29 protein-coding genes and 2 pseudogenes are annotated in these 23,283 nt (G+C 72.2%); 12 read left to right on the plus strand and 19 right to left on the minus strand.

Annotated features, from left to right (window positions below):
• Positions 1-10: 10 nt before the first annotated feature.
• From CP980_RS32650 to CP980_RS32675, 6 genes are all read right to left on the minus strand, one after another.
• Entirely contained in the window at positions 11-1,273 is a 1,263-nt protein-coding gene (locus CP980_RS32650) for a PP2C family protein-serine/threonine phosphatase (RefSeq protein ID WP_132761008.1), read from the minus strand.
• Positions 1,273-2,076 (minus strand): alpha/beta fold hydrolase, encoded by an 804-nt coding sequence (locus CP980_RS32655; RefSeq protein ID WP_150529814.1) that lies wholly within the window; start codon positions 2,074-2,076, stop codon positions 1,273-1,275. Before CP980_RS32655 ends, CP980_RS32650 begins: the two co-directional genes overlap by 1 nt.
• 184 nt (positions 2,077-2,260) lie before the next feature.
• Positions 2,261-3,220 carry a hypothetical protein gene (locus CP980_RS32660; protein WP_229907363.1) on the minus strand — a complete coding sequence of 320 codons (960 nt, stop codon included), beginning with the start codon at positions 3,218-3,220 and terminating at the stop codon, positions 2,261-2,263.
• Between the two features lie 108 nt (positions 3,221-3,328).
• On the minus strand, positions 3,329-3,736 hold the full coding sequence (locus CP980_RS32665) for an STAS domain-containing protein (protein WP_150529816.1): 408 nt from the start codon (positions 3,734-3,736) through the stop codon (positions 3,329-3,331).
• Between the two features lie 114 nt (positions 3,737-3,850).
• Positions 3,851-4,702: a class I SAM-dependent methyltransferase gene (locus CP980_RS32670; protein WP_150529817.1), complete on the minus strand. Its 852-nt coding sequence runs from the start codon at positions 4,700-4,702 to the stop codon at positions 3,851-3,853.
• A 31-nt stretch (positions 4,703-4,733) separates the two neighbouring features.
• Positions 4,734-5,534 carry a polysaccharide deacetylase family protein gene (locus CP980_RS32675; protein ID WP_150529818.1) on the minus strand — a complete coding sequence of 267 codons (801 nt, stop codon included), beginning with the start codon at positions 5,532-5,534 and terminating at the stop codon, positions 4,734-4,736.
• A gap of 292 nt (positions 5,535-5,826) precedes the next feature.
• Between CP980_RS32675 and CP980_RS32680 the strand changes: the two are divergent.
• The 5 genes and pseudogenes from CP980_RS32680 to CP980_RS32700 form a co-directional block, all read left to right on the plus strand.
• Positions 5,827-6,454: pseudogene (locus CP980_RS32680) on the plus strand (isocitrate/isopropylmalate family dehydrogenase); the annotation flags it as partial.
• A 369-nt stretch (positions 6,455-6,823) separates the two neighbouring features.
• Positions 6,824-7,027, plus strand: a complete 204-nt coding sequence (locus CP980_RS32685) for a cold-shock protein (RefSeq protein ID WP_099887892.1) — start codon at positions 6,824-6,826, stop codon at positions 7,025-7,027.
• Positions 7,028-7,302: 275 nt separating this feature from the next.
• On the plus strand, positions 7,303-8,838 hold the full coding sequence (locus CP980_RS32690; RefSeq protein ID WP_150529820.1) for a DEAD/DEAH box helicase: 1,536 nt from the start codon (positions 7,303-7,305) through the stop codon (positions 8,836-8,838).
• Positions 8,839-8,884: 46 nt separating this feature from the next.
• Positions 8,885-9,253, plus strand: coding sequence for a CBS domain-containing protein (locus tag CP980_RS32695; protein ID WP_150529821.1), 369 nt, complete (start codon positions 8,885-8,887; stop codon positions 9,251-9,253).
• Between the two features lie 48 nt (positions 9,254-9,301).
• The gene (locus CP980_RS32700) at positions 9,302-9,613 is read left to right on the plus strand and encodes an SCO5918 family protein (RefSeq protein WP_132761016.1); all 312 of its coding nucleotides are present in this window, start codon (positions 9,302-9,304) and stop codon (positions 9,611-9,613) included.
• Between the two features lie 117 nt (positions 9,614-9,730).
• Here the strand turns inward: CP980_RS32700 and CP980_RS32705 are convergent, their stop codons facing one another.
• The gene (locus CP980_RS32705) at positions 9,731-10,144 is read right to left on the minus strand and encodes a response regulator (protein WP_132761017.1); all 414 of its coding nucleotides are present in this window, start codon (positions 10,142-10,144) and stop codon (positions 9,731-9,733) included.
• Positions 10,145-10,265: 121 nt separating this feature from the next.
• On the opposite strand from CP980_RS32705, the gene CP980_RS32710 reads away from it, so the two are divergent.
• Complete coding sequence (locus CP980_RS32710; protein WP_150529822.1) at positions 10,266-10,556, plus strand: hypothetical protein; 291 nt, start codon at positions 10,266-10,268, stop codon at positions 10,554-10,556.
• A 100-nt stretch (positions 10,557-10,656) separates the two neighbouring features.
• Here CP980_RS32710 and CP980_RS32715 read toward each other — a convergent pair whose 3' ends face one another.
• The 3 genes from CP980_RS32715 to CP980_RS36105 form a co-directional block, all read right to left on the minus strand.
• Complete coding sequence (locus CP980_RS32715; RefSeq protein WP_229907361.1) at positions 10,657-10,887, minus strand: VOC family protein; 231 nt, start codon at positions 10,885-10,887, stop codon at positions 10,657-10,659.
• Positions 10,888-11,067: 180 nt separating this feature from the next.
• Positions 11,068-11,712, minus strand: a complete 645-nt coding sequence (locus CP980_RS32720; protein WP_150529823.1) for a lysophospholipid acyltransferase family protein — start codon at positions 11,710-11,712, stop codon at positions 11,068-11,070.
• Between the two features lie 120 nt (positions 11,713-11,832).
• Entirely contained in the window at positions 11,833-12,006 is a 174-nt protein-coding gene (locus CP980_RS36105; protein WP_229907360.1) for a hypothetical protein, read from the minus strand.
• A 537-nt stretch (positions 12,007-12,543) separates the two neighbouring features.
• Here CP980_RS36105 and CP980_RS32730 point away from each other — a divergent pair.
• Both CP980_RS32730 and CP980_RS32735 read left to right on the plus strand, forming a co-directional pair.
• Positions 12,544-12,852 (plus strand): putative quinol monooxygenase, encoded by a 309-nt coding sequence (locus CP980_RS32730; RefSeq protein ID WP_150529824.1) that lies wholly within the window; start codon positions 12,544-12,546, stop codon positions 12,850-12,852.
• Between the two features lie 99 nt (positions 12,853-12,951).
• Entirely contained in the window at positions 12,952-13,326 is a 375-nt protein-coding gene (locus tag CP980_RS32735; protein ID WP_132761023.1) for a VOC family protein, read from the plus strand.
• Here the strand turns inward: CP980_RS32735 and CP980_RS32740 are convergent.
• The 3 genes from CP980_RS32740 to CP980_RS32750 all read right to left on the minus strand — a co-directional run bounded on the left by CP980_RS32740 (position 13,320) and on the right by CP980_RS32750 (position 15,784).
• Positions 13,320-13,964 (minus strand): pyridoxamine 5'-phosphate oxidase family protein, encoded by a 645-nt coding sequence (locus CP980_RS32740; RefSeq protein WP_150529825.1) that lies wholly within the window; start codon positions 13,962-13,964, stop codon positions 13,320-13,322. The genes CP980_RS32735 and CP980_RS32740 overlap by 7 nt on opposite strands.
• A gap of 51 nt (positions 13,965-14,015) precedes the next feature.
• Positions 14,016-15,101: a globin domain-containing protein gene (locus CP980_RS32745; RefSeq protein ID WP_229907359.1), complete on the minus strand. Its 1,086-nt coding sequence runs from the start codon at positions 15,099-15,101 to the stop codon at positions 14,016-14,018.
• Between the two features lie 452 nt (positions 15,102-15,553).
• Positions 15,554-15,784 (minus strand): hypothetical protein, encoded by a 231-nt coding sequence (locus CP980_RS32750; RefSeq protein WP_150529827.1) that lies wholly within the window; start codon positions 15,782-15,784, stop codon positions 15,554-15,556.
• Positions 15,785-15,960: 176 nt separating this feature from the next.
• Between CP980_RS32750 and CP980_RS32755 the strand changes: the two genes are divergently transcribed.
• Positions 15,961-16,164 (plus strand): hypothetical protein, encoded by a 204-nt coding sequence (locus CP980_RS32755; protein WP_150529828.1) that lies wholly within the window; start codon positions 15,961-15,963, stop codon positions 16,162-16,164.
• A 12-nt stretch (positions 16,165-16,176) separates the two neighbouring features.
• Here the strand turns inward: CP980_RS32755 and CP980_RS32760 are convergent, their stop codons facing one another.
• The 3 genes and pseudogenes from CP980_RS32760 to CP980_RS36110 form a co-directional block, all read right to left on the minus strand.
• Positions 16,177-17,568 carry a Mucin-2 gene (locus tag CP980_RS32760; protein WP_150529829.1) on the minus strand — a complete coding sequence of 464 codons (1,392 nt, stop codon included), beginning with the start codon at positions 17,566-17,568 and terminating at the stop codon, positions 16,177-16,179.
• Between the two features lie 57 nt (positions 17,569-17,625).
• Positions 17,626-17,790, minus strand: a complete 165-nt coding sequence (locus CP980_RS35335) for a hypothetical protein (protein WP_165937467.1) — start codon at positions 17,788-17,790, stop codon at positions 17,626-17,628.
• 16 nt (positions 17,791-17,806) lie between these two features.
• A pseudogene (locus tag CP980_RS36110) lies at positions 17,807-17,896 on the minus strand (oxidoreductase); the annotation flags it as partial.
• A gap of 54 nt (positions 17,897-17,950) precedes the next feature.
• Between CP980_RS36110 and CP980_RS32770 the strand changes: the two are divergent.
• Positions 17,951-18,784 carry a helix-turn-helix domain-containing protein gene (locus tag CP980_RS32770; RefSeq protein ID WP_150529830.1) on the plus strand — a complete coding sequence of 278 codons (834 nt, stop codon included), beginning with the start codon at positions 17,951-17,953 and terminating at the stop codon, positions 18,782-18,784.
• A 7-nt stretch (positions 18,785-18,791) separates the two neighbouring features.
• Here CP980_RS32770 and CP980_RS32775 read toward each other — a convergent pair whose 3' ends face one another.
• Together CP980_RS32775 and CP980_RS32780 are read right to left on the minus strand one after the other, a co-directional pair.
• Positions 18,792-20,156 carry a pyridoxal phosphate-dependent decarboxylase family protein gene (locus tag CP980_RS32775; protein ID WP_150529831.1) on the minus strand — a complete coding sequence of 455 codons (1,365 nt, stop codon included), beginning with the start codon at positions 20,154-20,156 and terminating at the stop codon, positions 18,792-18,794.
• A 60-nt stretch (positions 20,157-20,216) separates the two neighbouring features.
• The gene (locus tag CP980_RS32780; protein WP_150529832.1) at positions 20,217-20,789 is read right to left on the minus strand and encodes a hypothetical protein; all 573 of its coding nucleotides are present in this window, start codon (positions 20,787-20,789) and stop codon (positions 20,217-20,219) included.
• Positions 20,790-21,017: 228 nt separating this feature from the next.
• Here CP980_RS32780 and CP980_RS32785 point away from each other — a divergent pair, with 228 nt between their 5' ends.
• Together CP980_RS32785 and CP980_RS32790 are read left to right on the plus strand one after the other, a co-directional pair.
• A complete protein-coding gene (locus CP980_RS32785) occupies positions 21,018-21,431 on the plus strand; it encodes a BlaI/MecI/CopY family transcriptional regulator (RefSeq protein ID WP_150529833.1) in 414 nt (137 codons plus the stop codon).
• Entirely contained in the window at positions 21,428-22,384 is a 957-nt protein-coding gene (locus tag CP980_RS32790) for a M56 family metallopeptidase (protein ID WP_150529834.1), read from the plus strand. Before CP980_RS32785 ends, CP980_RS32790 begins: the two co-directional genes overlap by 4 nt.
• 147 nt (positions 22,385-22,531) lie before the next feature.
• Here CP980_RS32790 and CP980_RS32795 read toward each other — a convergent pair whose 3' ends face one another.
• A complete protein-coding gene (locus CP980_RS32795; protein WP_150529835.1) occupies positions 22,532-23,164 on the minus strand; it encodes a hypothetical protein in 633 nt (210 codons plus the stop codon).
• Positions 23,165-23,283 lie beyond the last annotated feature (119 nt).

A 23,283-nucleotide genomic window follows, 5' to 3' on the forward strand; every position in this document is an offset into this window, starting at 1 on the left:
CGTCCAGCGGTCAGAGGCGGGGGGCGCCGAGGGCGAGGAGTGCGGTGTCGTCGTCGAGGCCGTCGCCGAAGTCGTCCAGGAGACCGGTCAGAGCCTTGATGACGGCGTGCGGGGGCCGGCCCGCGTGGTCGGTGGCGAAGCCGAGCAGGGCCTCGTCCCCGTACAGGCTGGTCCGGCTCTGGCCGGTGCGTGCTTCCGTGAGGCCGTCCGTGTAGAGCAGCAGGGTGTCGCCGGGAACCAGGGTCGTGGTCGCGGTGGCGAAGTGCGCGGCGGGCAGGACGCCGACGAGGAGGCCGCCGGGGGTGGGCAGGAAGTCGGCGGTGCCGTCGGCGCGCATGACGACGGCCGGCGGGTGGCCGCCGGAGGCGATGCGCACGGCGACGTTGCCGGTCTCGGGATCGGGGTCGAGGACGCCGAAGATCGCGGTGCAGTAGCGCGGGTCGCCGCCGGTGTACCGCTCGTGGAGCACCTTGTTGAGGGTCGACAGGGCGGACACGGGATCGGCGTCGTGCAGGGCGGCGGCGCGCAAGGTGTAGCGGGTCAGTGACGTGACCGCCGCCGCTTGCGGGCCCTTGCCGCACACGTCGCCGAGGAAGAAGGCGAAGCGTCTGCCGTCGACGCGGAAGACGTCGTAGAAGTCGCCGCCGAGCCGGTCGGGTGAGGCGGTGTGGTAGTGGGCGGCCGCCTCGACCCCGGGCACCTCCGGCAAGGTGTCGGGCAGCAGGGACTGCTGGAGCACGGCGAGGGCGTCCTGGAGCCGGGCACGGTCGGCCTCTGCCTGTCTGAGGGCCTCTTCGGCGACTTTCCGGCCGCGCAGGAGCTCGCGTTCGTACGCGCGCCGGTCCCGGGCGTCGAAGACCGTCGTCCGGATCAGCTGGGGCTCGCCGTCACTGCCGTGCTTGACGGCGGAGGAGACGAGCACCGGTATGCGTTCGCCGCCGGCCTGCTTGATGTCCAGGGCGATCCCGCTGATCTCGCCCCGCATGCGCAGCAGCGGCGCGAAATGCGTCTCGTGGTACAGCTTGCCGCCCACGGTGAGCAGGTCGGTGAACCGCATGCGGCCCACCACGGCTGACCGCTCCAGGCCGAGCCAGCCCAGCAGCGTCGTGTTGATCTTCGCGACGGTGCCGTCCATAAGCGTGGACAGGTATCCGCACGGCGCGCTCTCGTACAGCTCCTCGGCGCTGTCCTCCATGAGTGCGGCGAACGTCGCGGCCGAAGCCCTGTCGTCTTCGGCCTCGGGGTGATCGGGCAACGGCCCGGCGGGGCACATCACCGCAGGCCGGCCAGGAACGTCGTGATCGCCTCATTGGTAGCCTCGGGAGCGGACAGGTGTGGACAGTGCCCGGTCGCGTCGAGCGTCACCAGCGTCGAGCCGGGGATCGCGTGATGGACGAAGGCGCCGACCTCGCGAGGGGCGATGGCGTCCTGGGCGCACTCCAGCACCAGCGTCGGCACGCCCACGCCCTTCAGGTCGTCCCGCGAATCCGACAGGAAGGTGGTGTGCGCGAAGACGCGTGCCATGTCCGGGTCGGTTGCGCAGAAGCTGTTCTTCAACTCCTCACCCAGTTCGGGCCGTTCCGCGTTCCCCATGATCACCGGTGCCATCGCCGCCGACCAGCCGAGGTAGTTCGATTCCAGCGACTCCAGCAGCTCGTCGATGTCCTCGGCGCTGAACCCGCCCCGGTAGTCCGCGTCGTCGACGTACCGGGGCGACGGAGCGACCATCACCAGCGCCCCGATGCGCTCCGGAGCCAGCCCTGCGGCCAGTACCCCGATCATCGAGCTGACCGAATGCCCCACGAACACGGCATCGCGCAGATCGAGCGCCTCGCACACCTCCACCACGTCCTGGGCGTAGCCGCCCAGGGTGGCGTAGCGGTCCTGCGAGAACGCGGACAGGTCCGAGCGCCCGGCGCCCACGTAGTCGAACAGCACCACCCGGTATTCCTCGGCCAGCGCAGGTACCGTCAACCGCCACATGTTCTGGTCGCAGCCGAACCCGTGGGCCAGCACCACCGCGGGTCCCTGGGGGTTGCCGGTGACCGTGACGTTGTTCCTGCGGCGAATATCCATACCTGCCACCCTCGCAGGTATCACGCGGATCTCCACCCCGGCCCCGAACCCACCACCCGTTCCACCCGAGACGTTCACCACCCGCATCCGCGCGTGAGGGCGGCCGTGGACGGACGGTGACGCGGCAGCGGGAGCCACCGGAACGTGTCGTAGCTCACCGGAAAAGGTGACAGGCCCGCAGCCGTCAGCGCCCCAGCGCGTTGCGGACGGTCAGCCCGTGGTGGTGGTGCAGCCGGTGCATCTCCCACCAGGACAGGGCCGTGACGGTGAGGGGGGCGCCGAGGATGAAGACCGCCCGGGCGCCCGCCGGGACCTGCGGGTACGCGCCCGTGACCAGGTCCAGGAGCGCCATCTCCCACACCAGGACGCCGGCGAGGACCGGCGGCACCACCTCGTGGATGTCGGCGGTGCGGAAGACGTGCACGAGCGACAGACCGATGCCGTAGAGGGCGAAACCGATCGACCACAGGCACGCCACCCCGATGACGATCTTTCCGGGCAGTCCTACGGCGTCCCGGAGCCCCGCCAACTCCGGCGCCATCGCGAGCGCCGAGGTACCCATGGACGCCATGATGGCCACCACCGCGCCCAGCGGACGCAGGGCCCGGCGCAGGTAGACGCGCCGCAACCCTCCTCGGGCGGCCGCGACGAACGCGCCGACGACCACCGGGAAGGTGCACACCAGCACCAGAACGCTCGACCAGCTCTGGTCGAGGCGGTCGTCCGCCACGGCCTTGACGTCGTCGGCGCTGACGACGGCCTTGTACGCGACCATCAGACCCACCCAGGCCACCAGCCCCAGCGCCGTACGCCACAGCTGGAGCTTGCGGACCTCCGGATCGTGCACGATCCCCGGACGGGAAGGGCGGAAGGCCCGCTGGGAGGCGTAGAAGGGGTTGTAGAGGCCGCGCAGGATCTTCCGGCCCCTCGAAGGCTCGACGCCCGGCGGTGGGACCGGCGGTGGGGCCCACGCGTACGGATACGGCTGCGGCGGGACCGGCTGCGCGTACGGGTACCCCGCCGGCGGGGCGTACGGGGGCCCCTGCGGCGGGACCGGGGAGCCCTGGCCCGCCCACCCCGGCGGCGGCTGCCCGCCCGCCCCGCCCACCGGACCGCCGTAGCCGCCCCCGCCGTAACCGCTCACGCCGCGCACCCCCGTCGTACTGCCCTGCCGAACCCACGCATCGTAGTCGGCACGAGCCCACGAAGGGGGCCACCGGCGGCGGCCCTTGACGGAGCGTAAGGTCGTGTCCTAGGCGCGCGGCAGCCAGCCATCGGCGAAGTCGGAGCGGTCCCGGACGCGCTGCGCCTTCTCCTCCAGGAGGCGGCGGAAGCCGGCCAGGGCGTAGCGCTCCCCGGTGGCCGCCCGGGGGCCCGGGATACCGGCCACGGTGGCCATGCACTGCTGGGGCTGGGGCTGCCAGCCGGTGACCAGGACCCGCAGGCGCATGCGTTCCGCACGCCGGTGCAGGTTCAGGAGGTGGAGCAGGCCGTCGACGTCCATGGCCGTGACGGCGTGCAGGTCCACCAGGAGGTCTCGCTCGTCCATGGTCACGCGGTCGAGCGCGCGCTGGAGCACCTCTCCCGCACCCTCGTCGAGCTCCCCGTTGGCGCTGATCAGAATCGAGCTGCCGCAGTGCTGGACGTCAACGTTGATCAATGTTCTGCTCCCGTCGCCCGAAGGCTCCGGACCCACGGGCCCCCATCCTGGCGCGATACGGCGTGCGGCCGGTGCGCGACGCGCTGAGGCGGCGGTAGTACTGTCGGCGCACGGTCAGGGGCGGGACGCCCGGATGATCCAGGCCGCGGAGGCGTAGAGGACGCCCGTATCGCCGTCATGCGCGGCGAGGGCGGCTCTCAACGCGTCGACGGCGCGACGCCGGTCCTGCTCGTCGAGGTCGTCGAGCATCCAGCCGAGCATGCCGAGCGTGAACCGCTCCGCGTCGGCCGCGTCCTCGCCGAACCACATCGGCTCGCTGCGCGGATCCAGCCGGACGTCCGTGAAACCCGCGGCGCCCAGTACGGTCCGTACGCGTGCGGGATCGGACAGCGAGAACGGCCCGGGGGCGTCGGCGGCGGGGGCCGGCATCGGGCGGCCGAGGGCCAGGGCCCGGGTCAGCGAAAGGAACCACTCGTTGTCGGCCAGGGGCTGCCAGACCATCTGCACGAGACGTCCGCCGGGGCGCAGAGCGTCGCCGACGTTGCCGAAGGCTGCGACGGGGTCGGCGAAGAACATCGTCCCGGACCGGCTGACGGCCACGTCGAACGCCGCAGCGGGGAACGCATGGATCTGGGCGTCCGCCTGCACGAAATCGGCATTGCTCAACGCTTCGGCCGCCGCGCGCCGCCGTGCGACCCGCAGCATCGCGGCCGACAGGTCCACACCCAGGGCCCGGCCGCCGGCCGCCTGCCGCGCGAGGTCGCGGGTGGTCTCGCCGGTCCCGCAGCCGATGTCCAGCACCCGGTCGTCGGCGGATACACCGGCCGCGGCCAGGAAGGCCGGGCGGTAGGCGCGTACCGCCCGGTCGAAGCGATCGGCGTGCTCCGCCCAGTACGCACCTTCCTGCCCGTCCCAGGCACGTGCCTGATCGGCGTTGGACGGATCGGTCCGAAGAGCACCGGCCACGGCCACCACCTCCCACGACCCCAAAATACGCCTACCGTGTGCCGGGGGCCGGGGGTGTGGTCAGCAGGGTGCGCAGGTCGATGACGCGGTAGCCGCGGGTGCCGATCGCTTCGAGGATCCGCGGCAGGGCCTGGGCATCGAGCACCTCGGTGCGGCCCTCGGGGGCGCCGATGTGCATCTGGATGATCGCTCCCGGGCGCAGGGCGTCGAGGGCCCTGCCGACGGCCCGGTCCACGGTCATGCCGCCCTCGGTGCCCATCCACCCGTTGGTGTCGGTGGTGAACTCGATGTCCGCGAAGCCGAGTGCGTTGACCTCCGTGATGTGTTCGGGACGGGTCTCGCTGTAGGGGAACCGGAAGTAGGGGGTGAGGGCCGCTCCCGCCCCGGCGGTACGCAGCGCCCGGTCCGCCGCCCCGACCTCCTCGCGTCGTCCGGCGGCGGTCAGGTCCGCGAAGTAGGGGTGGCTGTACGAGTGGTTGCCCAGCCCGTGTCCGGCGGTGGCGATGCGCCTGACGACCTCCGGGTGACGGTCGGCGAAGTCGCCGGTGAGGAAGAACGTGGCGGGCGCGTGCCGGCGGGCGAGCTCGTCGAGGACGGGGTCCAGTCCGGCGTCGTTCCAGGCCGCGTTGAACGTCACCGCGACCACCCGCTCGGGCGTACGGATCTCACGGTTCTCCGACCCGAACAGGGACCGCAGACCGTCGTCGGCCGCCATGGCCGTGGCCGACGGCCCGGTCGTCACCGCCCAGAGGACGGCGGACAGAGCGGCGAACACGGCGAGGAGCCGGCGGTACGCGGCAGTGCGTACGGGGGCGAAAGAGCGCGTTTCCATGGCACTGCCATCGGCCCGTCGGGACCCGCCCTTGAGCCCCCCGGCTGCGGCGTGTGCGGCGGTGCGGGCCGCGGACTCGGCGGGCGTGGCGAGGGGCACGGACCGGCCGGCGACGGGTCCGTGCGGTTCGTCGCGGACGGCCTACGCTGTCCCAGGCCGTCCAAGTCCCCGAACGCGAGCTGGACGCGGACCTGTTCCACCGGATCGGCCGACCTGACCGAGACCGCCGCGCCACCGGCCCAGAGGGACCGCCTCTGAGCCACATCGGCGATACGTGTTGGACCCGGACGCGTTCGCCTACGAGCAGTACGACTGGTCCTGCGAGCGCTACCTCCGCCACGGATCGATGATGCCCGAGGACGGACCGGAGCAGCTCCGCCGCCATGACGCGATCCTCCTCGGCGCCGTCGGCCACCCGGGCGTGCCCGACCACGTCTCCCTCTGGGGGCTGCTCATCCCGATTCGCCGGGCCTTCGACCAGTACGTCAACCTCCGCCCCATCCGCGTCTTCGAGGGCCTTCCCAGCCCCGTCCGCGGGGCCGTACCCGGTGAGGTGGACTTTGTGGTCGTCCGCGAGAACACCGAGGGCGAGTACAGCGAGATCGGCGGTCGGATGAACCGCGGGTTCCCCGATGAAATGGCCGTACAGCAAGCGGTGTTCACACGCCCGGGAGTGACCCGGCTCGTCGACTTCGCCTTCGGCCTCGCCGAACGGCGCGGCGGCACCCTCACGTCGGCGACGAAGTCCAACGGGATCGTGCACACCATGCCGTTCTGGGACGAGCTCGTGGCCGAGCGCGGCGCCGCGCACCCGGCCGTCGAGTGGAACCAGGAGCACATCGACGCGCCGGCCGCCAAGTTCGTCCTCGATCCCGCACGCTTCGACGTCGTCGTCGCGTCCAACCTCTTCGGGGACACACCCGTGACCTCGGCGGCTCCGCTTCCACCACCGAGTTCACGTCCGCCATCCTCAAGCACCTCTGAAGAGGGGCCGGCGGGTCGCGGGCCGGTCGCCGCTCCCGGACCGCGGGCGTGACCGGCGGCTTTATTTTCTGGCGCCGCGGACTGCGATTTTTGCAGGTCCAGCAAGGAAGTTTTTTTCCGCGGCGCACGGTGCGAAATTCTTCAGCCCCCATCGGACGCCACGGCGTGCTACTGTCGATGTCAGTTGCAGTTTTGGTACCCAAACGCGCTTTATATTGCCGGAGATTTTCCGGGCGGGGCATCATCGCGGCGACACGGTGTCCGTGCAGTGCGGATCCCGATGTACTGCCCCAAAGGAGACATGCATGCCGGCTGGCACAGTCAAGTGGTTCAACGCGGCCAAGGGTTTCGGCTTCATCGAGCAGGACGGTGGCGGCCCTGACGTGTTCGCCCACTTCTCGAACATCGCCGCCCAGGGCTTTCGTGAGCTGACCGAAGGCCAGAAGGTCACCTTCGACGTCGCGCAGGGCCAGAAGGGCCCGACCGCCGAGAACATCCTTCCCGCCTGACGGCGGCGCGCACTCTGTAGCTGGGGCCCGCATCCCTCGGGGTGCGGGCCCCAGCTACAGGCATCACCTCCCGCAGTGGGTTCACCTGCGGGATTCCCTCCAGGCTGCAGACCGGAATTTCACCCCGGCATCACCTGTTTCAGCGACTGTGCCCGCACGGACTTCCTGCTGCCAGTTTCGCCTCCGTATTTCATTCGGCCCGTTCTTGCGATTCCCCGCGCTGTGTTTCCGCTGCTGGAATTCCTTGATACGTGCCGCATCAAGGAAGGTTCTCAATGAACCCCGCACGTACGAACAACCGTTCCGCTCGCACCCGCAGCCGTACCGGCGGCCCCGCATTCGGCGCCGCCTCGGGCTCCGGCCGCGGCGGCCGCTTCGGCTCGCCCGCAGCCGGCCGTTCGGGTTCCCCCGGCCGTTCGGGCGGCGGCCCGAGCCGTTCGGGCGGCTACGGCCGACGGCCCGCCGCGTTGCAGGGCGAGTTCGCCCCGCCGAAGACGATTACTCCCGCTCTCCCGGCCGTCGAGACCTTCGCCGACCTGGACATGCCCCGGGAGCTGCTGGCCGCCCTCGGCACGCAGGGCGTGACCGTGCCGTTCCCCATCCAGGGAGCCACCCTGCCCAACACCCTCGCGGGCCGCGACGTACTCGGCCGTGGCCGCACCGGCTCCGGCAAGACCCTGGCCTTCGGCCTCGCGCTGCTGGCTCGTACCGCCGGACAGCGGGCCGAGCCCCGCCAGCCCCTCGCCCTGATCCTCGTACCGACCCGTGAGCTCGCGCAGCAGGTGACCGACGCACTGACCCCCTACGCCCGCTCGGTCAAGCTGCGCCTGGCCACCGTCGTGGGCGGAATGTCGATCGGCAAGCAGGCCGGAGCACTGCGCGGCGGGTCCGAAGTCGTCGTCGCGACCCCGGGCCGCCTCAAGGACCTCATCGACCGCGGTGACTGCCGGCTGAACCAGGTCGCCATCACCGTCCTGGACGAAGCCGACCAGATGGCCGACATGGGCTTCATGCCCCAGGTCACCGCTCTTCTGGACCAGGTGCGCCCCGAGGGCCAGCGGATGCTCTTCTCCGCCACCCTCGACCGCAATGTCGACCTTCTGGTGCGCCGGTACCTGACCGACCCCGTCGTGCACTCGGTGGACCCCTCGGCCGGTGCGGTCACCACGATGGAACACCACGTCCTGCACGTCCAAGGCGCCGACAAGCAGCGGACGACGACGGAGATCGCGGCGCGCGACGGCCGGGTGATGATGTTCCTGGACACGAAGCACGCAGTCGACCGGCTGACCCAGGACCTGCTGCGCAGCGGTGTCCGGGCCGCGGCCCTGCACGGCGGGAAGTCGCAGCCGCAGCGCACCCGCACCCTCGCCCAGTTCAAGACCGGGCACGTCACCGTGCTGGTCGCCACCAACGTCGCCGCACGCGGCATCCACGTCGACAGCCTCGACCTGGTCGTCAACGTGGACCCGCCCACCGACCCCAAGGACTACCTCCACCGCGGCGGCCGCACCGCCCGGGCCGGCGAGTCCGGCAGCGTCGTCACCCTCGTCACCCCGAACCAGCGGCGCGACATGAGCCGCCTCATGGCCGCCGCCGGCATCGTCCCCCAGACCACCGAGGTCCGCTCGGGCGAGGAATCCCTGAGCAGGATCACCGGCGCTCAGGCACCTTCCGGCATCCCCGTCACCATCACCGCGCCGGTCTCCGAGCGGTCCGGGCGCAGCACCACCTCGCGCGGCCGACGCAGCTCCGCCGCGAGCGCGCGACGGGTCGGCGGCCGGCGTTCCGCCGGGGACGCGGCGGCCTGAGAACCACGTGATCAGAAAGCTGACCCATCTCTGCAGGAGGCACCTTTTGACGCTACTCCCGATGCAAACCCCCACGGCGGAAGCCGACCCTGCGCACAGGACGGCGTCCGAGGACGCGGATCAGGCCTGCCCGCAGGTCGGCGACGACATGACGGTCGAAGTGGCCCTGTCCGTCATGGCCAGTGCCCGCGCGGGACATCTGCTGGTCTGCGACGAGCACGGCCTGTGCACCGGGCTGGTCACCCCGGCCCAGCTCGCCGCCGCCCGTCGCAGCGACACGTACACGGACCGGGTCAGGCTGCGCGACATCCTCGGCGATCGCAGCGTCATGGGCCGCAGCCGGCCCGATGCCCTGCCCATCGCCGTCGAACAAGGCGGCGTGGCGGGCACCCCCGGCCTCGCCCTCGCACGCTGAACCGCCCCACCGCGGTCGGACCGTACTCCTCTTCCCCTGTGAGGCATCATGCGCTGTGTCATCGCCCGCTTCCCGTTCGACCTCACCAAGAGCGGCGTCCTGGAAACGATGAAGGACGTCAAGCCCGAACCGGTCACCGGTGAATCCGTGATCATCGGCCGCCGCACCTACCCCGTCAAGCAGGTCGGCCAGGCCGTCACCCGCCAGGACCGGCGTGACTTCAGCGTCGGCGAGGTCCTGCGGGCCATGACCCAGCTGGGGTTCACCTGCCGCGGCATTCCGCGGGCCGCCGTACCCACGCGCGGCCTCAGCCCGCTCCAACAGGCCTCCGCCATGCTCGGAACCCCGGCGAGCCTCTGACCGCAGGGCCCGGCGCGAGCCGGCAGGAGCACAGCGCGCAGGGCCCGGCCGGCACACCCCGGCCGGGCCCTTCCGCGTACCGGGGGCGGCGGCGCAGGGCCCCGTACGCGTGCCGGGTCAGGGCATCTCGTCGGGGTCGCAGCTGGCCCGGCGCAGGCCGATCGTGCGCAGGGCCCGCATCAGGGCTTCGGAGTCCCCCTCGCGCACGACGTGGACGGCGCCCTCGACCGCGAGGCCGGATACGGCTCGGGGAATGCGGTCGGCGGCCGTCCGCAGCACCACCCCGCCCGGCGGGTCCAGGGCGCGCACCCCGCGGAACACGCTGAGGAAGCCCGGGTCCGCATCGAGGCTGTCGAGCCCGGCGGGCAGGGACACCACCGTGATGTCGGGGAGGAGGAGGCGGGCGTGCGCGAGGGCGACGGCGGGGTCGTGGGCGTGCGACAGGACCTGGAAGTGCGGATTGCGCTGGATACCGGCGCGCAGTAGCTCAAGCTGCTCGCCATCGGGCACGCCGACCACCAAAACCGTCATCACCTGCTCCATCCTGCGTTCCGGCACGCGGTGACGCGACCCGGGACGCATACGACGCGCAGAACGGGGTGATGTGGGGTCGGAGCGGCCGGTGTCGCCCTCGGGCAGCCACACTGGGGGCATGACCGAGCACCCCTTCACCGTCGACCTGGCCGGCACCCACAGCACCAGCGGTACCCCGACACACACCGGCAGGCACCAGTACCGCCACCACCTGCGGTACGAGAACCCCGCCGGTGAAGCCTGGACCAGTCCCGAGGGTCACACGCTGCGCACGCCCCGCGGTCTGACCGTCGTGACGTGTGCCTGCGGCCTCGCGACGGAGGCGCTCCCGAGCGATGACGCACGGCTCGTCTACGAGGAACACCGCAACGTGATCCGCGACGAGACGAGGCGTGACAACCCTCTGTAGGACGCCTCCCGGGGGCCGACTCGGCCTGATCCCGCCCCACATCAAGCGCGTGGTCGGCTGGGAGGCGATCGCGTGGCACGGCTCACCGAGGACTGCGGGGTCACAGGCCGTGGGCGACGGGGTGCAGCGGTTCGTACAGCGGAAGTTCGGCGCCGCTGGGAAGCCGTACGGCCGTCAGTTTGCCCCACCGCTGTTCGCTGACCGGGCGCGTGATCTCGACGCCCTTGGCGCGGAACTCGCCGAGCTGGGAATCGAGGTCGTCGCACATCAGGTAGAGCTCGTGCCGCGGCGGGCCATCGGCCGGGTGGACGGCGACTTCGGCCGGCGGCAACGTGAAGATGAGCCAGCCGCCCCCCGCGTCGATGCCGGGGAAACCGAGGACGTCACGGATGAAAGCACGGTCGGCGTCGGCGTCCTGGCTGTAGAGATGACATGTGCACCGCTGATCATGGCTGTCTGTCCCTGCCCATCGACGTGCTGACGGTCGTGTCCCGGGCATCCTGGCACGCCGCTACCGGCTCTGGGCGCGGATCGCGTTCTGCCACGCGGCGTTGACGGCGGACTGGATGCGCAGTGTCGCTTCCGGGAGGGGGCCGGGAAGGTGCACCGGTGCGCCGAGGTGCACGTGCAGGCCCGGCCGTCGCAGGGGCGCGGTCACGGCTCCGGCGAGTTGTTTGACCGGGCCGCCCGAGCACAGCCGCCGGGCACCGGCCTGGCCGACGGGGACGAGCGGCGCTCCGGTCATGGCAGCCAGCCGTGCCGGGCCGCTGCGGAAGGGCCCGGGTGCCGCCTCGCCCGAATCGGTGCGCTCGGGCAGTCGGCCTTCCCCGTAGAGCAGGACGCAGCGCCCGGCCGCGAGTGCGGCCGCCGCGGCATCGAGGCATTCGGCGGCGCGCGCGGTGCCCCGCCGGACCGGGATGTGCCCTTCGCGGCGCAGCGCCGCCCCGAGCAGCGGCAGCCGCCACAGGCCCGCGGTGGCCATGACGACGGGCTCGATCCGGTACCGCCGCAGCGCCGCGATCACGACGGCGGGATCGGCGAGCGAGGTGTGGTTGGCCACCAGGATGCTGCCGGCGTGGGGACCCGCCGCGCGTTCGGAGGTGACGGTCAGCTTTCCGGCAACGGGGACGACTGCGGCGGCGATGCGGCTGAGCATGGAGGGCCTCGTTCGGGTGTCTGTGAACTGACACCCTCATCGTCGGCCGCCGCCGATCGCCGGTCATGAGTAGCCGTACTCACCCCTCAGGGCTACCGACCCCAGTAGGTGCTCCGGGCGTCACCCGTGTTCCTTCATGCCCTCGGCGATGAGCGCAACGCCGACCCCCAGCAGCCAGACGTCCTTGGCCAGCGCGATGCCCTGTTCGGTGGGACGCAGGCTGCCTTCCTCGCGCATGCCCGGCGTACGGAGGTAGAGCCCGATGGTGCCCACGGAGAACGCGGTCAGCGCCACCCCCGGCGACCGCGGCGGGGACGAACGGCACGAGGAGCGCGGCGGCAATGGCGAGCTCCCCGGCGGAGAGCACGCGTACGAACTTCTGGGCGTCCTGCTCGCCCAGGAACGGGTACGTTCCGGCGGCGAACTGCTGGAGACCCTCGGCCGTCGCCTCGTCCGCACCGCGTTTGGAGAGCCCGGAACTCAGGAAGAAGGCGCCGGTCGTGAGCCTGAGCGGCAGCTGCCGCGCCGCCGAACGCCATGTCCCACAGGAAACCATGCCGAGCCTCCCAGCGATGACCCCACCCATCCACCCTGCCACCGCTCCGAGGCGTGTCAAGCGGGAACCGGTGAGAGCCCGTGGAGCCGTCGGCCCACCGCCACGCGCCCGGAGCCGCCATGGCCGGCAGCTCTGACTCCGCCCGTACCGGCCAACCTCGTGGAATTGCCGCTTCGGCGGGCGTGTGAGCCGGGGGCGGCCCGCGCGGCGGTGTTTGCTGGCGGCAGCAAGGACCTCACCCGCGAGGCCGCCACGCGCCAGGAGGAACCGGAAGCATGAAGTTCGCCCAGATCATCGACTTCGAGACCGAGCGCATCGAAGAAGTGCGCGAGCTCATGCGCTCCTATGAGGAGCGGGCCCGCACGGAAGGCCGCAGCGGCGCCCCTGATTCCCGCACTCTGCTCAAGGACCGGGCCAACCCGAACCGCTATCTCGCCGTGGTCGAGTTCGAGTCGTACGAGGCCGCCATGGCCAACAGCAACGCGCCCGAGACCAACGAGCTGGCCCAGCAGCTCTCGGCGCTGATGACCAGGCCGCCGGTCTACACCGACTGCGACCTCCAGGATCGGCAGAGCATCGGCTGACCTCGGCGGTCGCGCCGCCGGCATGTCCGGCGGGGCGGCGGGTACGACCCCTTCCGTACGCAGCGGCACACAGGCCGCCGAGGAACCAGGGGACCGGAAATGATTCGAAAGCTGCAGGCAGTGGCGCTGGACTGCGCCGACCCGGTACGGCTCGCAGGCTTCTACGCGGAGCTGCTCGGCGGCCGGGCGGTCCCGGACCCTGAGGACCCCGACTGGGTCGAGGTGCACGGGTTCGAGGGGACGCCACTGGCCTGCCAGCGGGTGGAGGGCTACCGACCACCCGAATGGCCCGGCCAGCGGCATCCACAGCAGCTGCACCTGGACTTCGACGTGGACGATCTGGACGGCGAGGAGAAGCGGGCGCTCGCGCTCGGCGCGACCGTGCTGGAGCGGACGGACCAGCTGCGCCCGGACGCCAACTGGCGGGTCTACGCGGACCCGGCCGGCCACCCGTTCTGCCTCTGCCTTCACTGATCCGCGGTCTCACCGTCCCGGCTCGGCCGGTGGGACCGGTTCGCCGACTGCGGCCGGGTGAAGTAGTGGGTGTCCTTGGGGCGCCCTTGGTCACGGCTGCCCGGCCGCGGGGCCGGCTCCAGGTGCGGTATGTGCTTGGAGCAGTGGATGTAGGCCTCCTCGACGGTGAGGTGGACCCACAGGTGCGGTGTGCGGCCGGGCGTGGTGTCCTGGGGCAGGTCGGGGTGGCTGCGTCGCAGTTCGCCGTCCTGGCACAGCCGGGCCACCCCGTTGACGTGGAGTCCCACGTGGTGGTGGGTGAAGTCCACGAAGAGCATGCCCAGGTGGGGGTTTTCGAGCATGTTGCCGGCGCTGGCGTGCACGCCGTTGCCGCGGAACTCGGGGTAGGCGAGTGACTGCTCGTCGATGACGTGCACGAACCCCGGAGTTCCTGCCCGGAAGCTCGCGTCGCACTCCCCGCGGGAGTCGGCGGTGGCGAGGAACACCATGGCCTGGCGGCCGATGAAGTCACGCATCTCCGGCGTGAGGTGCGGACGTACCTGCTGGTCGTAGAAGCGCGCGGCGCGATCGGCGGTCCCAAGGTGGTGCTGAAGCCGGTGTTCACCAGCTGATCCGAAGGGCGGCGGGGGCAAGGTCACGGGGTACTCCTGGTACTCCTGGTACTCCTGGCACGGCGGGCGGGGAGCGGATCAGCGGGCGGACAGGACGGGTGTCTCGAAGGGGTCGTAGTGGATGTGGTCGGGCAGCGTGCCGTGGAGGGTGAGCGCCTCGTCGGCCGACGCGACCATGGAGGCGGGACCGCTGAGGAAGCAGTCGTGCTGGTACCACGGCCCGTACTCGGCGAGCACCTGCGGCAACGAACCGCGGATTCCGGGGATGTGTTCGTGGGAGACCGCGCCGCGGAGGGTCAGCCAGTGGTGTCGCTGCGCCATCCGGAGCATGTCGTCGATCCCGTAGAGCTCCGAGCTGGTCCGGGCGCCGAGGAACAGGTCCACCTGGTGGCGGCCCCCGCGACGGGCGATCTCCTCGATGAGGGCCCGGATCGGGGCGAGGCCCGTGCCGCCCGCCACGCACAACAGGTCGGAGTGGACGGCGGCGTCGAGCACCATGTCGCCCATCGGCGGGCCGAGTTGCAGGACATCGCCCACCACCGCCCGGTGGACGAGGGCGTCGCTGACCGTGCCGCCGGGCACGGCGCGTACGTGGAAGGTGAGGGTGCCGTCCTCGCGCGGTGCGTTGGCGGGGGAGTAGTAGCGCCACTGCTTGGGCCACCACGGCGTTTCGAGGCTGACGTACTGCCCGGCGGCGTACTCGTACGGCAGGTGCGGACGGACGGTGATCTCGGCGATGCCGTGTCCCCGCGAGAGCCGGTGCACCACTCTCGCCGGCCATGCGGCGGGCCGCACGGCCGCGTCCTCCTCGGCCGCGCTGATCATGACCTGGGCCACAGCTCCGTACGCCTTCGTCCACGCGGCGGCGATCTCCGCGCTCCAGGCCGGGCCGGCGAAGCGGGCCAGCGCGGCGAGCAGGCACTCGCCCACCGCCGGGAAGTGCGCGGCGAGGGTCCCGAACTTGCGGTGGTCGCGGCCGAGGTGCCCGCAGAAGCGCACCAGGCCCGCCGGATCGTCCACGAGGTCCACGATCCGCAGCAGCGCGCGCAGCAGGCGGCCGCGCTGGGCGTCCATCCCGGGCGGGAACATCGGGCGGACCTCGGGATACCGGGCGAAGAGGATGGCGTAGAAGTAGACCGTCATGTCCGCTGCCAGGGGCTCCACTACGGCAACGGAGGCCCTGATGAGGGATATTTCCCGGTCGGTCAGGGGGGCCGGTGCGGCCGTCGGCTCGGCGGGAGCGGGTGTCGGGTGCTCTCGCTCGTCGGGGCGGGGCGCGTACGGACTGTTGGTGCGGCTGATCCGGAACCTCAAGGGGTCAGTGCCCCCCTGTCACTGCGGAATCTGCGTGCCGCGAACGGGGGCGGCGGGGCGGACAGTGCAAGCATGGTTCCTCATCTGGGGTCGACCGGTGACTGAGCGGCCTTGGATATTTCCGGTCATCTCGCGGGGCGGGCGTTCACCGGGTGTGGCGGTGTCGGCCGTGCTTGTGCGGTTCGCTGGTCGTCAGCAGCACGAGGGCCAGCCCGAGAGGCAGCAGGGACAGCAGCAGCAGAGTCATGCCACCGCGTGTGCCCACTCGAAAGCCGTCGACACCCGGCCCCCGTGCCGGGACCTCAGGCCGTGGGCTCCTGGGGGGCGGGATCCTCGGTCGGGTGGTCATGCCCGGTCCGGGATTCGTCCTCGTCACCCTTCCCGCCCTCCGGTTCCCTGACGGCGCGGAGGTCGGGCGCCGGAGGGTCCAGCGGGGGGAGGTCGGGAGTGAGGGCGTTCCCGCTCTCGGGAACCCTCGGGGGCAGTTCGGGTTCGGGCGCGCCGGGGGCGTGGGTCTCTCGTTCATCGGTCATGTGGCCCACCTGCCCCTCATTCAGGTCCGAACACCTCCCCGCCGCTCAGCACTCGCCAGAGCCTGGCCAGTGCTGAGCGGCCATGTGGCTGAAGGATGCTTGGGCATCGGTGCGGTCCGGGAACCGGTAGTGGGGTGACGCGATCCGCGCGTCAGCGTGCACGAGAGGAACAGATGATGACCGATTTCACCCAGGTGTCGCACGGGCCCATCAGCGACGGCGCCGATGCCGAGTTCGTCGACGCGACCAATCTCTTCGTCTCGGGAGGCGGGCTGGCGGGCATCGAGCAGCTCGCCCGGGCGGGGGTCGGCGACCCGATCACGGAGGAGATGAAGGCAAGCGCGATCGGAGTCGTGAAGCTGTTCGGCGGCATCGGCTAGGTCGCTCGGCGGTCAGGCGGGAACGCCTGCCCGGTTCAGGACAGCGGCCATCTCGTCCTCGGGGAGCGCAGGGTTGGCTCCCGCGCTGGAGGCCAGTTCAGGGACATGAAGCGCCTCGCGGAGCCGGTGGAGCGGGAGGCGCGGGTCGCCGACCGCCGCCTGGCGTGTCCAGACCGCGGGGTCATGGCTGAGCCGTTCGACCAGCGCGGGTGTTGCGGCCGGGTCCCGGACGGCCAGCCGTCGGTAGTTGCCGTCCGGGTGGTCCGCGTAGCGCGCGGCGAGACCCTCGCGGGGGAAGCGGGGGTGCGTCTCCGCCATCCATGCGGAGAACGTGCCGCCGAGCCGTGCGTACACGCGCATCAGTACCTCCTCCGGGGTGTCGGGATGGTGCACACTCAAGAGGTCTTCCACCAGGGGGTCCTCGGTGCGTGCGAGCAGGCGCACGAGATCGGGCGGCAGGTGGGGGCTCTGGGCGGCGGTGCGCCGGAGCAGCGGGTGGGCGGAGGTCGCGGCCCGTCGCAGCACCTCGGGGTCGGCGAGCCCGTCCCGTACCCACTCGACGTCCCCCCTGTCGAAGGCCCCCACCGTGAAGTCGATCGTCATGCGCCGCGTCTCGCCGAGTTCGGGCCTGAGGGAGACCGCGAGCCGTACGGCCTCGTCGGGGTCGACGGCGAGCTGCTCCACGAGGTGGGTGGGCAGCGACGGGTTCTCGGCGAGGGCGGCCAGGTGCGTCCGCTCGGCGACGCACCGTTCGGCGTCGGCGCGGTGCAGGAGACCGCGACGCAGCGCCTCGGCGGCGGACTTCGGGTCGCGCAGGAGTTCGGCGGTGACGCGTGCGTCCCCTCGGCACTCCCGCAGTGCGGCGGCCCGCCGCACCTCGGGGTCGGGGTCGGCAAGCAGCGCCGACCGCTCGTCCGGCGGCAGCTTCTCCCATGCGCGCGCTGCGCTCCGGCGCGCTGCCGGATCGCGGTGCGTGGCCAAGGAGGCCACGAACGAAGGCGCGAGATGGGGAGAGTCCAGCAGGGCCGTCCGTACGGAAGGGTCGGGGTCGTCGAGCAGGCGGGCGCACACGTCGTCCGGCAGCGGCGCGACCGTCGTACGCGGCGCGCTCCACTCGGGTCCGTACGCGAGAGCGGCCCGCACCGTGGGGGAAGGGTCGTCCGCGAGCCGGGCCCGCTGCGCGGGCTCGGCCCTGGCGCTCCTCGCGAAGTCGATCCGAGCGCCCGGGTTCGGGTGGGCCAGGATCACCGCGACGGCAGGCTCGGGGAGTCCAACCCGCTGGAGGGCGTGACGGGGCGGGCCGTCACCGCCGCCGTCGAAGGCGACCAAGCGCAGCAGCAACGGTGTCGGCAGCGCCGGGTTGCGGGCGACTCCGTCCAGCGCGGACGCGTGGAACGCGACCATGATTCCCCTACCCCTGTGTCTCCGTCGGCTGGTCCACGACCATGATCCCACCGCCCGTCAGGCCGTCTGGCGGTCGGGCCGGTCGACCCCGGTCATCGGGACGCGCGTCCCGCGCCAGGCATCGTCGAGCAGAGCCAGGTCCACGCCCTCGGCGCGGGGTCCCACCACGTTCCGGTGCACCTGCTCGGCCGCGAGCGAGAGGTCCACCAGTGGCACGGTCACGCGACACGCGCACCGGTCATCGGGCACTCGCGGCGGGCCGGACCACGATCTCGTTGACGTCGACCCGCGCCGGCTGGGAAACGGCGTACGCGATGGCCTCGGCGCTGCCTGGGTGCACCGCACCCAGGTAGCACCTCGTCGCCGGCGCTAGCCTGACGACATGCCCGACAACCAGCTGGGAGAATTCCTCCGCGCCCGCCGAGCGGGTCTGCGCCCCCGAGACGTCGGCATGCCCGACCACGGCGTACGAAGGGTCGCCGGACTGCGCCGGGAAGAGGTCGCGGTTCTGGCCGGCGTGAACGCGGACTACTACGCGCGCCTGGAACAGGGACGTGAACGCCACCCTTCGGCCCAGCTGCTCGACGCCCTCGCCCGCGCCCTGCGCCTGGACCCCGACGCCTGCGCGCACCTGCATCAACTGGCCGGTACGGCGCCGCCGGTACCCCTCACGCCCACCGCCGTCCCGGACCGTGTCGCTCCCGCCCTGCGCCAACTGCTGGACGGTCTTCCGGGCGCCCCGGCGTTCGTCGTGAACCGGGCGCTGGACATCCTCGCGGCGAACGCCCTCGCCCGGGCCCTGTACTCGCCCTTCGCCCCGGCCGACAACCTCGCCCGCATGGTCTTCCTCGACCCGGCGGGACGGAGCTTCCACACCCGGTGGGACCACACGGCGCACGCCGTCGTCGCCCACCTGCGCCAGGCGGCCGGCCTTGAGCCCGACCACCCGCGCCTGCGCGGCATCGTCCGCGAACTCAGCGAGCACAGCGTGGAATTCACCCGCCTGTGGAACACGCACGCCGTGCGGGGCAAGACCATGGACGCCAAGGACTTCCGCCACCCCGCCGTCGGCCCCCTGACCCTCACCTACCAGGCCTTCGACGTACGCGGGGCACCGGGCCGGCAACTCATCGTCTACCAGGCCGACCCCGCCACCCCGAGCGCCGAGGCACTCACCCTCCTGGGAACCCTCCACGCCACCGCGCAATGGTGTTGAACGACCCTCAGTCGGCGCAGGCGCGGCGGATCGCGGCGAGGGTGCGGGTCACGTCCTCGTCCGTCGTCGACCAGTTGCTCACCGAGATCCGCATGACACGGCGGCCGCGCCAGGTCGAACCGCTGATCCACGCCGTGCCGTCGGCGAGCAACCGGGCGAGCACCCGTTCCGTACGTTCGTCGCTGCCGAACTCGGCGCACACCTGCGTGAACACCACGTCGTTGACGACCCGCGCGCCGTCGATCCCGGCGATGCCCGCGGCGAACGCGCCGGCGTGCCGGCACAGCCGCTCGACGAGCTCGGCTACCCCCGACCGGCCCAGGGACCTGAGGGCCGCCCACACGGTGAAGGCCCTGCCCCGCCGGGACAGTTCGGGAACCTTGTCGGTCGGGTCGCCCTCGTCGTGCTGGATGAGGTAGTCGCCGCGCTTGCCCATGGCCGCCCGGAGCGCGGAGGGGGCACGCACGATGGCGAGCCCGCAGTCGTAGGGGACGTTCAGGGTCTTGTGGGCGTCGGTCGCCCAGGAGTCGGCTTCCGGGCAGCCCGCCGTCAGGTGCGCGTAGCGCGGGGATGCGGCCGCCCACAGTCCGAAGGCGCCGTCCACGTGCACCCACGCGTCCGCCGCCCGAGCCGTACGGATCGTCTCGGCGAAGGGATCGAACGCACCGGAGTGGATGTCCCCGGCCTGGAGGACCACGATCGTCGGACTCCGTCCGCCGGCCGCCAGGGCGGCGCGCAGGGCCTCGGGGACGATGCGTCCCTGATCGTCCGCCGCCACCGGCTCCGGCCGGCCCAGCCCGAGATACCGCAGCGCGAGGTCGACGGTCATGTGGCGGTCCTCGCCGACGAGGACGCGGACCGCCGGCCCACCCGCGAGCCCGTCGCGGGCGACGTCCCGGCCCGCACGGCGCAGCACCGCATCGCGTCCGGCGGCGATGCAGGTGAAGTTCGCCATCATGGCACCGGTGGTGAAGCCGACGGCGCTGCCACTAGGCAGGTCGAGCAGGTCGAGCAGCCAGCTGCCGGCGATGTCCTCCGCCGCCGCGTACGCGGGGGAGACGGCGCGCATTACGCAGTTCTGGTCCCACGCGCTGACCAGCCAGTCCGCGGCGAGGGCGGCCGGCTCGGTGCCGCCGATGACGAACCCGTAGAAGCGGCCGCCGGGGAAGGCGGTCAGCCCCGGCTCACAGGCCGTGGCCAGCAGATCGACGACGTCGGAGGGCGGGCTCGGGCCGTCGGGCAGCTCGGCGCCCAGCGCGCCCACGATCTCCTCGACCGAAGCGCGGGCGGGCACCGGGCGGCCGTCCAGGCTCGCCAGCCATGCGGCGGCGTGCTCGTACGCCCGTCGGAGCGCCTCCTGTCGCGCGTCCATACCTCGGACTATGCGACCGTCGCCGCGGCTCCGCAATCGGCGCGGCGGCCGGTCGCCGCGTCAGCCGACGACCTGGTCCCCGTCGGGCACGTCCTCGACCGTGACGAGCCCGCCGGGCACCGCGAGCCCCCGTGACACGGCATCGGCGAGTCCCTCGGGGTCCGGGTGCGACGGGTACGGCGGCTGCTCCTCGTCGCCGTAGCTCTCGATCGCCTTGACGAAGTAGCCGGGGTGCCAGGCACCTACGGCCCCCTTGACCTGGACCGCGATCACGGGGCGCCCCGCGGTGAGCTGCTTGAGCGCGGCCAGGATCTCGTCGGATCGCAGTTCGCCCGGCACCTGGAACAGGCTGGCGTGAGCGCCGACGAGTCCGCCGTCCCGCAGGCGCACGGTCACGGTGAGGCAGCTGGTGACGCTGGGGTAGGTGATCACGCCTCCCGGCGCGACCTCCCTGACCTGCCCTTCCGTGATCGTGGCCGCCTTGCCGGGTATCCCCGGACCGATCGCGGTGTGCGGTGGCGCCCCGGCGGGCGCGGACAGGGCGTGGGTGGAGGCGGTACCGGGTGGGGCCAGCGCCACCGTGCCGGCGAGGGCGACCGCGAAGAGGGTGATGCCGCGCTTGAGTTCGATCATGAATCCACATTCTCCGGCATCGGCTCCCTCGGCCGGCTCAGCGCGTGAGGATGACGCCCCGGCGGACCCACAGGCGGGCCGCCACCGGGTGCGGGCGGGGCCGGGCCGCTCCCGTCCGCCCCGGTAGATTGGGCACACGTTGGAAGATGTTTTGTCTACTTTGACGTAGACGCTGGTGGGGTGGACGGGCCGAGTCGCTCCAGCTGATGATGCCGGAGGTCGGTAGAGATGGCGGACAAGCGCCGGGACGACAGACGCCCGCACGGTGAGCTCGTCTCGGACGTACTGGCAGTGCTGTGGGAGGCCGGCACACCCATGAGCGCCCAGCAGGTCAACGCGGCGCTCGGCCAGGGGTTGGCGCGGACGACGATGGCCACCATCCTGACCCGCCTCTACGAGAAGGGCACGCTGCGCCGTGTCCCCTCGGGGCGGGGCTTCGCCTACGAACCGGTGGAGGACGCGGCCGGGCTCGTCGCCGGCCGCATGCGCCGCGAACTGGAGCGCGAACCGCGCCGGGACCTGGTGCTGAAGCGGTTCGTCTCCTCTCTGTCGGAAAACGACGAGGAGACGCTGCGGCGCCTGCTCCTCGAAGCCGAAGCCGAAGCAGACGACGAGGCCGAAGCCGGGGGCGCCCCCGCGTGACGTACGTACTGCTGCTCGTCGTGCTGGCCCTCGCGTTCCCGTGGGGCGCGGCCGAGGTGGCCCGCCGTCTGGCCGGTGCCCTGCCGCCGCGAACGGCGTGCTGGGCCCTGACTGCCTCGGCGGTCCTCATGGCCGGCGGTACGATCGCGGCGCTGTTCGGCCTGCTCCAGGTGCCGTTCCTCGCGTCACTGGAAGAGCTGCCTCCCGGTCGCGTGCTGGAGGTGTGGCCGGCAGCGCTCCCGATGGCCGGTGCGGCCGGAGCGGTCATGCTCGTCCAACTCGTGCTGCTGGTACGCCGGTGGCTCCAGCACCGCTCGCTGCTCAAGCGCGCCTGGCAGTCGGCGGCCGGGGGAACGGGCGGCGGCGACCTGCTGGTCGTGCCGGGAAGCGATGTGGACGCCTTCGCGCTGCCCGGATACCGGGGCCGCGGCGGCAGGATCGTGGTCACCTCCGGGATGATGCGCGCCCTGAAGGCCGCAGAGCGAGAGGTGCTGTTCGCCCATGAACGCGCCCATCTGACCGGCCGCCACCACCTGCTCTCGGCCGTCGTGGACCTGTCCGCGACGGTCCACCCCGCGGTGCGGCGGGTCAAGGAGTCTCTGGAGTACCACCTCGAACGGTGGGCGGACGAGGCCGCGGCCGCCTCGGTCGGCGACCGTAAGGTGGTCGCCGCCGCCATCGCCAGGGCGGCCCTGGCCGGCACCGCACAGCAGCGGCGCGCCGGTGGCGGGCATCGCGGGTATCCACTGCTGTCGGTCGCGACCGGGCCGGTGCCGCAGCGGGTGCGAGCGCTGCTCGGGCCGGAACCGGTCGCACCGCAGGGTGGCGCGCAACGGGCCGGGGCCCTGGGCCTGGCAGCGGCCGTGGCCGTCTCGGCGCTGGGCGCCGTCGCCCTGGCGTACGGGCTGCACGAGTACGTCGAATACGCGGCCGTCGCGCTACGGGGAGGCTGACCTCGGTCCGGCGCGTGGACTTCCGGCGCTCCGACGCCCCGACCGCGCCGGTACGACACGGCGCTGAACGCCCGGGTCGCAGCCGCCCCGGCCACGGCCGAGGTGGGCACCTGACCGGGGTCGTCGAGTGCCCGCAGCACCGATGACTCACGCGTCGGTGCCGGGCTCGCGGACTTCGGGAGCGGCGCGCCGGACCAGCCGGAACCCGCCGCGGGGCGGTGGCTTCCTCCCGGGCCGGCGCGGCCGGTACCCGCCCGGCACGTAGCCGCCGCGCGGTCTCGACGGCCGCACCCCACGTGCGGCTTCCAACAGGTCCTCAAGCGCGGACGACGCCTTGAGCAGCGCACGGAACCGGTTGTGCCGGAAGCCCGCGAGCGTGATGGCGTCGAGTTTGGTGGTCCCCTGGCTCATGGCGAGCAGCAGCACCCGGAGCATGGCGGACGTGCTCTGTCGCCCCGGCCGGATTCCGTGCGCGGACGCCAGGGCCGCCGCGGCGTCGAGAGCCGCCGCGAAGGAGGGGTCGGTCTCGGTCCAGCCGTGCAGAACGTGCTCGGGGACACCGGCCCATACGGCTGCGGCCTGCCGGGAGAGGCCCTGGGCGGTGGCCTGGAGTACATCGCCCATCCGCGCCAGGGTGACGTCCCGTTCGCTCGGGGGGTCTCCGAGGGAACTCTGCAGCACCCGCTCGACCGTGTCGCGGTCCTTCAGCCAGGCGATCACCCGACGCGCCTGCGGCGGAACCTGCGCCGACGCGGAATCGAGTCCCTTCGGTTCGTACACTTCCCTCCCCTCACACGTGCTCTCCGCCGTCCGGTGGCGCTCCTACCGGCACGACACGAGCACGGGAGCGGGTGCGCTCAGCCCGGACCGAGAAGGTCGGGGGTCGGGAGCCGCCGTGG

Source organism: Streptomyces vinaceus (assembly GCF_008704935.1).
GTDB lineage: Bacteria > Actinomycetota > Actinomycetes > Streptomycetales > Streptomycetaceae > Streptomyces > Streptomyces vinaceus.

What these genes read in the sequence shown, in the direction of transcription:
- CP980_RS32710 (WP_150529822.1), top strand. Translation starts at nt 10,266, where the DNA reads ATGACCGAGCACCCCTTCACCGTCGACCTGGCCGGCACCCACAGCACC.
- CP980_RS32730 (WP_150529824.1), top strand. Translation starts at nt 12,544, where the DNA reads ATGAAGTTCGCCCAGATCATCGACTTCGAGACCGAGCGCATCGAAGAA.
- CP980_RS32690 (WP_150529820.1), top strand. Translation starts at nt 7,303, where the DNA reads ATGAACCCCGCACGTACGAACAACCGTTCCGCTCGCACCCGCAGCCGT.
- CP980_RS32775 (WP_150529831.1), bottom strand. Translation starts at nt 20,156, where the DNA reads ATGGACGCGCGACAGGAGGCGCTCCGACGGGCGTACGAGCACGCCGCC.
- CP980_RS32650 (WP_132761008.1), bottom strand. Translation starts at nt 1,273, where the DNA reads ATGTGCCCCGCCGGGCCGTTGCCCGATCACCCCGAGGCCGAAGACGAC.
- CP980_RS32770 (WP_150529830.1), top strand. Translation starts at nt 17,951, where the DNA reads ATGCCCGACAACCAGCTGGGAGAATTCCTCCGCGCCCGCCGAGCGGGT.
- CP980_RS32785 (WP_150529833.1), top strand. Translation starts at nt 21,018, where the DNA reads ATGGCGGACAAGCGCCGGGACGACAGACGCCCGCACGGTGAGCTCGTC.
- CP980_RS32750 (WP_150529827.1), bottom strand. Translation starts at nt 15,784, where the DNA reads ATGACCGATGAACGAGAGACCCACGCCCCCGGCGCGCCCGAACCCGAA.
- CP980_RS32780 (WP_150529832.1), bottom strand. Translation starts at nt 20,789, where the DNA reads ATGATCGAACTCAAGCGCGGCATCACCCTCTTCGCGGTCGCCCTCGCC.
- CP980_RS32720 (WP_150529823.1), bottom strand. Translation starts at nt 11,712, where the DNA reads ATGCTCAGCCGCATCGCCGCCGCAGTCGTCCCCGTTGCCGGAAAGCTG.
- CP980_RS32755 (WP_150529828.1), top strand. Translation starts at nt 15,961, where the DNA reads ATGACCGATTTCACCCAGGTGTCGCACGGGCCCATCAGCGACGGCGCC.
- CP980_RS32700 (WP_132761016.1), top strand. Translation starts at nt 9,302, where the DNA reads ATGCGCTGTGTCATCGCCCGCTTCCCGTTCGACCTCACCAAGAGCGGC.
- CP980_RS32760 (WP_150529829.1), bottom strand. Translation starts at nt 17,568, where the DNA reads ATGGTCGCGTTCCACGCGTCCGCGCTGGACGGAGTCGCCCGCAACCCG.
- CP980_RS32655 (WP_150529814.1), bottom strand. Translation starts at nt 2,076, where the DNA reads ATGGATATTCGCCGCAGGAACAACGTCACGGTCACCGGCAACCCCCAG.
- CP980_RS32735 (WP_132761023.1), top strand. Translation starts at nt 12,952, where the DNA reads ATGATTCGAAAGCTGCAGGCAGTGGCGCTGGACTGCGCCGACCCGGTA.
- CP980_RS32685 (WP_099887892.1), top strand. Translation starts at nt 6,824, where the DNA reads ATGCCGGCTGGCACAGTCAAGTGGTTCAACGCGGCCAAGGGTTTCGGC.
- CP980_RS32675 (WP_150529818.1), bottom strand. Translation starts at nt 5,534, where the DNA reads ATGGAAACGCGCTCTTTCGCCCCCGTACGCACTGCCGCGTACCGCCGG.
- CP980_RS32705 (WP_132761017.1), bottom strand. Translation starts at nt 10,144, where the DNA reads ATGACGGTTTTGGTGGTCGGCGTGCCCGATGGCGAGCAGCTTGAGCTA.